This window comes from Streptomyces cinereospinus, from assembly GCF_042430725.1.
GTDB lineage: Bacteria > Actinomycetota > Actinomycetes > Streptomycetales > Streptomycetaceae > Streptomyces > Streptomyces cinereospinus.
The window spans coordinates 121195-130880 of record NZ_JBHMCY010000009.1 but is presented as its reverse complement, the minus strand read 5'-3'; the positions used below and the strand labels follow the sequence as shown (position 1 = coordinate 130880).

Sequence of the window (9686 nt, the reverse complement as noted above, 5' to 3'; positions counted from 1 at the left end):
CGTCACACAGCGGCCGCGGCCGCTGTGTGACGCCGGGCAGGCGAGCGTACGCGCCGCGGCGGTGGTCAGCGCGAGCCCGCCGCGGCCTCGGCCGTGGTCTTGGCCGGGCCGCCCAGGGTCGCCTCGGCCGCCGCGTAGAGCTCGGCCGGGCGGACCCCGTTGAGGGCCGTGACCAGGTGGCCGTCGGGCCGGACGAGGAGCACGGTGTGGGCGGACGCGCCGGGGTAGCGCTCGGCGACGAGCAGTTCGGCCGGGAGCGGAAGCGCGGTGACCGCGGCCGCGAGCCGGGGCATGATCCCGGCGCTCACCCAGTGCTTGCGCTCCCACACGCCGGTGCCGGGGGCGATCAGTACGACCAGCAGCGCGCCCCGGCCGAGCCGGTCGCGCAGCCGTACGAAGGAACCATCCTCCGCCGTGACCCGCACATCGGTCACCGGCGCGCCGGGGCGGGTCTCGACGGGCACCTCCGCCTCGATGTGCCGGGGCGCGAGGGGCGAGTCGGCGTACGTGGCCGGCGCGCCCAGCGCACCGCGCCCCAGGTGGCCGTCGGTGAGCAGCGCGTCATGGCTGCGGCTCGCGCCGGGCACGTAGGAGCGCAGGGCGCCGCCGCCGCGCAGCAGCGGCAGCACCTGGTCGGCGGCGCGCAGCCGGGCGGCGACGCTCGCGCGGCGCTCCGCCTGGTAGCTGTCGAGCAGCACGTCGCGCGGCCCGTGGTGCCAGGTCAGGGCCAGCTTCCAGGCGAGGTTGTCGGCGTCCTTGAGCCCCTCCTCCAGCCCTTGGGTGCCGAGCGCGCCGAGCAGGTGGGCCGCGTCACCGGCGAGGAAGACCCGGCCGGCGCGCCAGCGGCGGGCCAGCCGGTGGTGGACGGTGTGCACCCCGGTGTCCAGCAGTTCGTACGGCGGTGTGGAGCCGCCGGTCCAGCCCGCGAGGGTCTCCTGGACGCGGGTGACCAGCAATTCGGGCGTGACCAGGTCCTTGCCGGGCGGCAGCAGCCAGTCCAGCCGCCAGACGCCGTCGGGCAGCGGGCGGGCGCTGATCTCCCCGGCCGAGGGGCCCGACGTCCGCCACGGCGGCGTCCGGTGCAGCAACGCGCGGTTGGGCCAGGGAAGTTCCACGCGCAGCGCGGCGACGGCGTAGCGTTCCACCGCCGTACGACCCGGGAAGCGGATGTCCTGGAGTTTGCGCACGGTCGAGCGGGGGCCGTCGCAGCCGACCAGATAACTGCCGCGCCACCAGATGCCCTTGGGGCCCCGGGTGCGCGCGGTGACGCCGGAGGTCTCCTGCTCGATGGCATCGAGCCTGCTGTTCACGGCGACCTTGACGAGGGGGTCGCGGTCGGCGGCGGCGCGCAGGGCGTGGGTGAGGACGTGCTGGGCCAGGTGGAGCGGCGGCTGTTCGGGGGCGGCGCCGGTGGTGACGGCGTAGTCCGAGCCGAGCCGGCGGCCCTGCTGCGCCTGGCGCGGGCCGCCGGGAGCGGCGGAGCCGTGGGCGGGGTGGCCGGAGCCGCCAGTCCCTCCGGCGCCCCGGAAGCCGTTGGAACCGCCAGTCCCTCCGGCGCCCCAGAAGCCGTCAGGCCCCGCGGAGTCCCGGTACCCGCCGGAGCCCCCGAGCCTTCCGGCGCCCCGGAAGGCGCCGGAGCCCCCGGCCCCCCCGTCGTCCCAGGAGTCGTCGGCGTCGCGGGAGCCCTCGAAGGTGACCTCCCGTACCACCTGCTTGCGCCGCATCGACCGCCATCCGGCCCAGCGGGTGCCGGCCTCGGCGAGCGGCACCCCGGTCAGGCGCTCCATCAGCGCGGCGGTGTCCTCGCGCAGCACGACGGTGCGGGCGAGCCGTGGTTCGTCCGTGCCCGGGCCCTCGTCGAGGACGACGGACGGCACGTCCTGGCGCGCCAGTGCCAGGGCGAGCGCGAGCCCGACGGGCCCCGCTCCGACGATGATCACCGGATCCACGCGGCACTCCCTGTCCGCAGCGATGCCTCTGGAGACGGATGTGAACAGGAGGTTGGAGCAGGGTGCACGATCACAGAACGTATGCAACCCATTGCCGGTGCTTGCGTCAAGCGACGAGGGGCAGTGGCGATCATGCCACTGCCCCTCGGGTCACCGCAGGCTACCGACCGGCCCTCAGGGCCTGCCCTCCGCACCGGTGCCGTAGCTGCCACCGATCTCCGCGGCGTTGAGGTCCTCCACCTTCTCGGCCCCGAGAACCGCGCCGCTGCTGCGCTTGCTGCGCCGCAGCCGCGCCTCCAGCCAGCTCGCGAAGCTGGTCAGGATGAAGTTCACGATGATGAAGACGATCGCCACGACGATGAAGCTCGGGATGACGTTGGCGTAGTTGGCCGCGAGGGTGCCGCGCGCGCTGACGAGTTCGCTGTAGTTGAGCAGCGCGCCGCCCAGCGCGGTGTCCTTCACGATGACGACCAGCTGGCTGACGATGGCCGGGAGCATGGCGGTGACGGCCTGCGGCAGCAGGATGGTCGTCATCGTCTGGCCCTTGCGCAGGCCGATCGCCTTGGCGGCCTCCGTCTGCCCCTTGGGCAGGGAGAGGATGCCGGCCCGCACGATCTCGGCGAGGACCGAGGCGTTGTACAGGACCAGGCCGGTGACGACCGCGTAGAGCGGCCGGTCCTCACTGCTGATGTCCGTGGAGCGGGCGTAGAACTCGTTGGCGAACAGCATCAGCAGCAGCACCGGGATCGCCCGGAAGAACTCCACCACCGCGCCGGCCGGAACGCTCACCCACCGGTGGTCGGACAGCCGTGCGATACCGAACGCGGCGCCCAGCGGCAGGGCGATCACCATGGCGAGCGCCGCGGCCTTCAGGGTGTTGCCGAGGCCGGGCAGCAGGTACGTCGTCCAGGCCTCGCCCTCGGTGAACGGCTTCCACAGGGACCACTTCAGCTGGCCCTTGTCGTCCATCACCTGCCAGATCCACCACAGCAGCAGCGCCAGCAGGGCGATGAAGACCGCCGAGAAGATGAGGTTGCGCCGCTTGGCCCGGGGGCCGGGGGCGTCGTAGAGAACGGAGCTCATCGCTTCACCGCCAGTCGCTTGCTCAGCCAGCCGAGGAAGAGGCCGGTGGGCAGGGTCAGTACCACGAAACCGAAGGCGAAGACCGCGCCGATCAGCACGGTTTGGGCCTCGTTCTCGATCATTTCCTTCATCAGCAGCGCCGCTTCGGCGACACCGATGGTGGCCGCCACCGTCGTGTTCTTGGTCAGCGCGATCAGGACGTTGGCCAACGGGCCGATGACCGAGCGGTACGCCTGGGGCAGCACGACGAGCCGCAGCACCTGACTGAAGCTCAGCCCGATGGCGCGGGCCGCCTCGGCCTGCCCGACGGGGACGGTGTTGATGCCGGAGCGCAGCGCCTCGCAGACGAAGGCGGCGGTGTAGGCGACGAGACCGAGGACCGCCAGCCGGAAGCCCTGCAGTTCGAAGTCGTCCGGCGCGCCCATCGTCACCCCGAAGATGTCGGCGAGGCCGAGCGAGGTGAAGACGATGATGACCGTCAGCGGGATGTTCCGGACGATGTTCACGTAGGCGGTGCCGAAACCGCGCATCAGCGGGACCGGGCTGACCCGCATCGCGGCCAGCAGGGTGCCCCAGACCAGCGAGCCGATGCCGGAGAAGACGGTGAGCTGCACCGTCACCCAGAAGGCGCCCAACAGGCTCGGGTCGTCATAGTCAGAAAGAAAGTCGAACACGATCTCCCGCGCTTCCGGGTGTGTGACGTACGTGGCGGGCAGGGCGCGCCGCCGCCGGAACGGCGCCCGGCGGCGGCGCACCCGCGAAGCACTCCGCCAGGAGGTGTCTCGTCCTCATGCCGGGCCTGGCCGAGGGGACACCCTCGGGGAGTGGACTCCCGCGTCACTGAACGATCTGGCCGATCTTCGGCGCGGGCTCGTTCTTGTAGTCCGCCGGACCGAAGTTGTCCTCGACGGCCTTCTCCCAGGCGCCGTCGCCGACCATCTTCTCCAGCGCGTCGTTGATCTTGTTCACGGTCTCGGAGTCGCCCTTCTTGACGCCGATGCCGTAGTTCTCGTTGCTCAGCTTCAGGCCCGCGAGCTTGAACTGGCCCTCGTACTGGTCCTGCGAGGCGAAGCCGGCGAGGATCGAGTCGTCGGTGGTCACCGCGTCGACGGCGCCGCTCTGCAGACCGGCGATGCACTCCGAGTAGGTGCCGTACTGCTTCAGCTGGGCGTCCGGAGCGATCTCGTCCTTGACGTTCTGCGCGGAGGTGGAGCCGGTCACCGAGCACAGCTTCTTGCCGTTGAGGTCGGTGCCCTCCTTGATGTCGGAGTCCGCCTTGACCAGCAGGTCCTGATGGGCCAGCAGGTACGGGCCGGCGAAGTCGACCTTCTCCTTGCGCTCGTCGGTGATCGAGTAGGTGGCCGCGATGAACGTCACGTCGCCGCGGGAGAGGGCGTTCTCGCGGTCGGCGCTCTTGGTCTCGACCCACTCGATCTGGTCGGCCGCGTAGCCCAGCTCCTTGGCCACGTACGTGGCCACGTCCACGTCGAAGCCGGAGAAGGAGCCGCCCGGCTCCTTCAGGCCGAGACCCGGCTGGTCGTACTTGATGCCGATCTTGATCGTGTCGCCGCCGCCGGAGCCGGAGTCCGAGTCGCCGTCGTCGCTCCCACAAGCGGTCGCAGTCAGGGACAGGACGAGCGCGGCGGCCGCCGCGGCGGAGACCTTGCGGAGCTTCATGGTGAACATCCTTTGCGTGGTGAAGTGAAGGGCCGTCGGGTGCGGAAGGCGCGGCTCGCCGCGGGAGGGCGGCGGGCGACGGTCAGTGGTGGAGGATCTTCGAAAGGAAGTCCTTGGCACGGTCGCTGCGCGGGTTGCTGAAGAACTGGTCCGGCGCGGCCTCTTCGACGACGCGGCCGTCCGCCATGAACACCACACGGTTCGCAGCCGACCGGGCGAAGCCCATCTCGTGCGTCACGACGATCATGGTCATGCCGTCCCGGGCGAGCTGCTGCATGACCTCCAGCACCTCGTTGATCATCTCCGGGTCGAGGGCCGAGGTCGGCTCGTCGAAGAGCATGACCTTCGGGTCCATGGCCAGGGCGCGGGCGATCGCCACGCGCTGCTGCTGGCCGCCGGAGAGCTGCGCGGGGTACTTGTCCGCCTGCGAGGCCACGCCGACCCGGTCGAGCAGGGCCCGGGCCTTCGCCTCGGCCTGCTGCTTGTCCGCCCTGCGGACCTTGATCTGGCCCAGCATCACGTTCTCGAGCACGGTCTTGTGCGCAAAGAGGTTGAACGACTGGAACACCATGCCGACGTCGGCGCGCAGCCGGGCCAGCGCCTTGCCCTCGGCGGGCAGCGGCTTGCCGTCGATGGTGATCGAACCGGAGTCGATCGTCTCCAGCCGGTTGATGGTGCGGCACAAGGTGGACTTTCCGGACCCGGAGGGCCCGATGACCACGACGACCTCGCCGCGGGCGATCGTCAGGTCGATGTCCTGGAGAACGTGCAACGCGCCGAAGTGCTTGTTGACGCTCTTCAGGACGACCAGTTCGCCGGTCGCGGCCACGTCTTCCTTGGCCACCGATACTTCGGTCATCGCTCTCGGGCTCCGTCCTCCTCGGTTTCGGAGGACAGTAGCTACCCTATGCGACCTGCGTCATGACATCTGAGGCGAATTTGAGTATCACGATCCGGTAGCAGCCGGCCACGGCTGGTAGCGCGGCCGAGGGGGTCGCGTATCGGCCGGATAACGGAAGCGCCGCGCAACCGGCGGGCCCTTGACGCCGTCCTCATCCATCAGCGTGACTGCCTGGGTGCACGCGCGCGCGTGCCCGCGTTCGTACCTACCGCGTCCGTACTGTCGATGAACCGAAGGGGGCCGGGATGAGACTGCTCCTCGTCGAGGACGACAACCACGTCGCCGCCGCTCTGTCCGCGGTCCTGGCACGGCACGGCTTCGACGTCACGCACGCGCGCAGCGGCGAGGAGGCCCTCCAGGCGCTCGTCCCGGAAGGCGCCGGCTTCGGCGTCGTCCTGCTCGACCTCGGCCTGCCCGACCAGGACGGGTACGAGGTGTGCAGCAAGATCCGCAAGCGCACCAGCACCCCGGTGATCATGGTCACCGCGCGTTCCGACGTCCGCTCCCGTATACACGGACTCAACCTCGGCGCCGACGACTACGTCGTCAAGCCCTACGACACCGGCGAGCTGCTCGCCCGGATCCACGCCGTCAGCCGGCGCACCGCCCACGAGGATGCCGCCTCCGGCGGCGAGGCCGCGCTGCTGCTGGGCCCCGTCCGCATCGAACTGCCCACCCGGCAGGTCACCGTAGAGGGTTCGGTCGTCCAACTGACCCGCAAGGAGTTCGACCTGCTGGCGCTGCTCGCGCAGCGCCCCGGGGTCGTGTTCCGGCGGGAGCAGATCATCAGTGAGGTGTGGCGCACCAGCTGGGAGGGGACCGGACGCACCCTGGAGGTGCATGTCGCCTCCCTGCGCGCCAAGCTGCGCATGCCCGCCCTGATCGAGACCGTGCGCGGCGTCGGCTACCGGCTCGTCGTCCCGGCCGCGTAGCGGGGCAGGGTGCGCACACGTCTCCTGCCGCTGCTGATCGTCCTGATGGCGGCCGTCCTGCTGGCGCTCGGTGTCCCGCTCGCCGTCAGCGTGGCGGCGGCCCAGCAGCAGAAGGTGGTCGTCGACCGGATCGACGACACGGCGTTCTTCGCGGCGCTCGCCCAGTTCGTCAGCGCCCCGCCCGAGCCCCCGGGCAGGCGTCTGCAGGCGCTCAGCCGCGAGCTCGACAGCTACCACGACGTCTACGGCATCCGTGTCGGCGTCTTCTACGCCGACGGCACCTCCATGGCCCACGCGCCGGCCACGTGGCTGCTGCCGTCGACGGGCGAGGTGCGCGAGGCGTTCGACGAGGCGCTGCTCAGCCGCCGCAGCGACGATCCCGAGCAGGTGTGGCCCTGGCAGGTCGCCCGGCTCGTCGTGGCCTCCCCGGTCATCCGGGACGGTGACGTCGTCGCCGTGGTGGTGACCGACTCGCCCACCGGTCAGATGCGCGCGCGGACCCTGTACGGCTGGCTGGTCATCGCCGCCGGCGAGACGGCCGCCATGCTGCTGGCCGTCGGCGCCGCGCTGCGGCTGACCGGCTGGGTGCTCAGACCCGTACGCGTGCTGGACGCCACCGCCCACGAGATCGCCACCGGGCGCCTGAAGTCCCGGGTCGCGGTGGCGAGCGGTCCGCCGGAGCTGCGCCGGCTCGCCCGATCGTTCAACGAGATGGTGGACAACGTCGAGGTCGTCCTGGAACAGCAGCGCGCCTTCGTCGCCGACGCCTCGCACCAGTTGCGCAACCCGCTCGCCGCGCTGCTGCTGCGCATCGAGCTGCTCGCCCTGGAACTGCCCGAGGGCAACGAGGAGATCGCCTCCGTGCAGGCCGAGGGCAAGCGCCTGGCGCGGGTCCTGGACGACCTGCTCGACCTGGCGCTCGCCGAGCACGCCGAGGCCGACCTGCGGCTCACCGACATCGGTGCCCTGGGCGCCGAACGGGTCGCCGCCTGGGCGCCGACCGCCGGGGCCAAGGGCGTACGGCTGGTGGGGGACTGCCCGCCGACGACCGCCTGGGCCGATCCGGTGACCCTGTCCAGCGCGCTGGACGCGGTGATCGACAACGCGGTGAAGTTCACGCCCGAGGGCGAGGAGGTCCGGGTCACCGTGGCCGCCAACGGCGCCTTGGCGACCGTCGTCGTCGCCGACCGCGGACCCGGCCTGACCGACGAGGAGCTGACCCGGGTCGGCGACCGGTTCTGGCGCAGCGGGCGGCACCAGAACGTGAGGGGATCGGGGCTGGGCCTGTCCATCACGCGCGCGTTGCTCACGGCCGCCGGCGGCTCGATCGCCTACGAGCGTCACGCACCGCACGGGCTGAAGGTGACCCTGCGCGTGCCGCGGAACGGCCCTACGGCTTGACCGAGCGGTAGTAGCGCCGGGCGCCGTCGTGCAGGGGCAGCGGGTCGGTGTAGATCGCCGTGCGCAGATCCACCAGCTGGGCGGAGTGGACGTGGGCGCCGATGCCGTCACGGCTGTTGATCACCGTACGGGTCACCCACTCGGTCAGCTCGGGGTCCATGTCCTTGCGGGTGATCAGCACGTTGGACACCGCCATCGTGGGCACCGTGGTGCCGCCGCGGGCCCCGTACGCCGACTCGGGCAGGCTGGTCGCGCGGTAGTAGTGGGTGGCCGTGCCCTGGCGGTGCAGCTCGTCGACGAAGCCGGCGTCGATCGGCACGAACCGGAACGGGAACGTCCGGGCCAGCTCCCGCAAACCGTCCGTCGGCAGCCCGCCCGACCAGAAGAACGCCTCGATCTCCCCCCGCGCCAGCCGGTCCGGCCCGGTGTCGATGCCGTCGGACAGCGGGGTGATGTCCTGCCGGGCGTCGATGCCGGCCGCCTTCAGCACCCGGGTGGCGATCAGCCGTACGCCCGAGTGGGGCCGCCCTATGGCGACCCGCCTGCCGCGCAGGTCCGTCACGGAGTCGATGCCCGAGTCGCGCGCCACGACGAGGTGCACATAGTCGTCGTACAGCCGTGCGACCCCACGCAGCCGGTCCGCGCCGGGCCCCTTGTTCAGCTCGTACGTCTCCACCGCGTCGGCCGCGGCGATGGTGAAGTCGGCCTCGCCGGTCGCCACCCGCGCGACGTTCTCCTGCGAGCCGTCACTGGTGAGCAGCCGCACCTCCAGGTTCGGCATGTCCTTGGAGAGCTCGGTGCGCAGCAGGGTGCCGTACTTCTGGTAGACCCCGCGCGGTGTGCCGGTGCTGAACGTGATCGACCCGCTCGGGGGCTCCTCGCCCAGCGGCAGCAGCCACCACAGCAGCAGGCCGAGGGCGACGACGCCCGCGGCCGCGCCCTGCAGGGCCCGGCGGGCGCCGCCCCGGGGGAACGTTCTGGACATGCGCGCGATCCTGCCAGTCCGTACGACTGCTGGCCAGGGCGGGCGTCACAGGGCTTTGTCAGTGCGGGCCGTTATCGTTCGGCGCATGAGTTCCTCGCCCGCCGACCTGGTCCGTGAGTTCCACGCGGCCTTCGGTCTCGACGCCCGTGACACGCCGACGGCGGTCTCGCCGGAGCTGGCCGCGCACCGTGGCGAGCTGCTGGCCGAGGAGGCCGCGGAGGTCGCCGAGGTGTCGGTGACCGGCCCCCTCGACAGGCTCGCGCACGAACTGGCCGACGTCGTCTACGTGGCCTACGGCACGGCCCTGGTGCACGGCGTCGACCTGGACGCCGTCATAGCCGAGATCCACCGCTCCAACATGACCAAGCTGGGCCCCGACGGCCAGGTGCGGCGCCGCGCCGACGGCAAGGTCCTCAAGGGCGACCACTACGAGGCACCGGACGTCTCCGGCGTGCTGCGCCGCCAGGGGTGGCGACCGGACGGGGGGTGAGGCGGGGCGTACGGCGGGGTCTCGCACGGCGGGGCGTGGGGCGCGGGGCGTACGGCGGGGTCTCGCACGGCGGGGCGTGGGGCGGGGCGTACGGCGGCGGGCGGGCCTGCTCGCGGCAGCGCGTGAGCGGTCGGGGGGCGGATCTCCTCGCCCGTGGCGCGTGAGGCGGTCGGTACGGCGTCGGCGGGGTGCTGAGGCGGTCGGTACGGCGTTGGCGGGGTGCTGAGGCGGTCGGTACGGCGTTGGCGGGGTGCTGAGGCGGTCGGTA

Annotated in this window: 9 protein-coding genes; 3 read left to right on the top strand and 6 right to left on the bottom strand. The window is 71.8% G+C overall.

What is annotated here, in order from left to right:
• Nucleotides 1–65: 65 nt before the first annotated feature.
• From ACFF45_RS07195 to ACFF45_RS07175, 5 genes are all read right to left on the bottom strand, one after another.
• Nucleotides 66–1934, bottom strand: coding sequence for an FAD-dependent monooxygenase (locus tag ACFF45_RS07195; RefSeq protein ID WP_381343484.1), 1869 nt, complete (start codon nucleotides 1932–1934; stop codon nucleotides 66–68).
• Nucleotides 1935–2123: 189 nt separating this feature from the next.
• Complete coding sequence (locus tag ACFF45_RS07190; RefSeq protein WP_381343440.1) at nucleotides 2124–3032, bottom strand: amino acid ABC transporter permease; 909 nt, start codon at nucleotides 3030–3032, stop codon at nucleotides 2124–2126.
• Nucleotides 3029–3706: an amino acid ABC transporter permease gene (locus ACFF45_RS07185; RefSeq protein ID WP_381343438.1), complete on the bottom strand. Its 678-nt coding sequence runs from the start codon at nucleotides 3704–3706 to the stop codon at nucleotides 3029–3031. Before ACFF45_RS07185 ends, ACFF45_RS07190 begins: the two co-directional genes overlap by 4 nt.
• A 163-nt stretch (nucleotides 3707–3869) precedes the next feature.
• Complete coding sequence (locus tag ACFF45_RS07180) at nucleotides 3870–4709, bottom strand: glutamate ABC transporter substrate-binding protein (RefSeq protein WP_381343435.1); 840 nt, start codon at nucleotides 4707–4709, stop codon at nucleotides 3870–3872.
• Nucleotides 4710–4791: 82 nt separating this feature from the next.
• Complete coding sequence (locus ACFF45_RS07175; RefSeq protein ID WP_381343433.1) at nucleotides 4792–5568, bottom strand: amino acid ABC transporter ATP-binding protein; 777 nt, start codon at nucleotides 5566–5568, stop codon at nucleotides 4792–4794.
• Between the two features lie 287 nt (nucleotides 5569–5855).
• Between ACFF45_RS07175 and ACFF45_RS07170 the strand changes: the two genes are divergently transcribed.
• Both ACFF45_RS07170 and ACFF45_RS07165 read left to right on the top strand, forming a co-directional pair.
• Nucleotides 5856–6542, top strand: coding sequence for a response regulator transcription factor (locus ACFF45_RS07170; protein ID WP_381343431.1), 687 nt, complete (start codon nucleotides 5856–5858; stop codon nucleotides 6540–6542).
• 9 nt (nucleotides 6543–6551) lie between these two features.
• On the top strand, nucleotides 6552–7943 hold the full coding sequence (locus ACFF45_RS07165; RefSeq protein ID WP_381343429.1) for a sensor histidine kinase: 1392 nt from the start codon (nucleotides 6552–6554) through the stop codon (nucleotides 7941–7943).
• Here the strand turns inward: ACFF45_RS07165 and ACFF45_RS07160 are convergent.
• Nucleotides 7933–8928: a TAXI family TRAP transporter solute-binding subunit gene (locus ACFF45_RS07160; RefSeq protein WP_381343426.1), complete on the bottom strand. Its 996-nt coding sequence runs from the start codon at nucleotides 8926–8928 to the stop codon at nucleotides 7933–7935. The genes ACFF45_RS07165 and ACFF45_RS07160 overlap by 11 nt on opposite strands.
• An 85-nt stretch (nucleotides 8929–9013) precedes the next feature.
• Here ACFF45_RS07160 and ACFF45_RS07155 point away from each other — a divergent pair, with 85 nt between their 5' ends.
• The gene (locus ACFF45_RS07155; RefSeq protein ID WP_381343423.1) at nucleotides 9014–9418 is read left to right on the top strand and encodes a pyrophosphohydrolase domain-containing protein; all 405 of its coding nucleotides are present in this window, start codon (nucleotides 9014–9016) and stop codon (nucleotides 9416–9418) included.
• The last annotated feature ends 268 nt before the right edge of the window (nucleotides 9419–9686 follow it).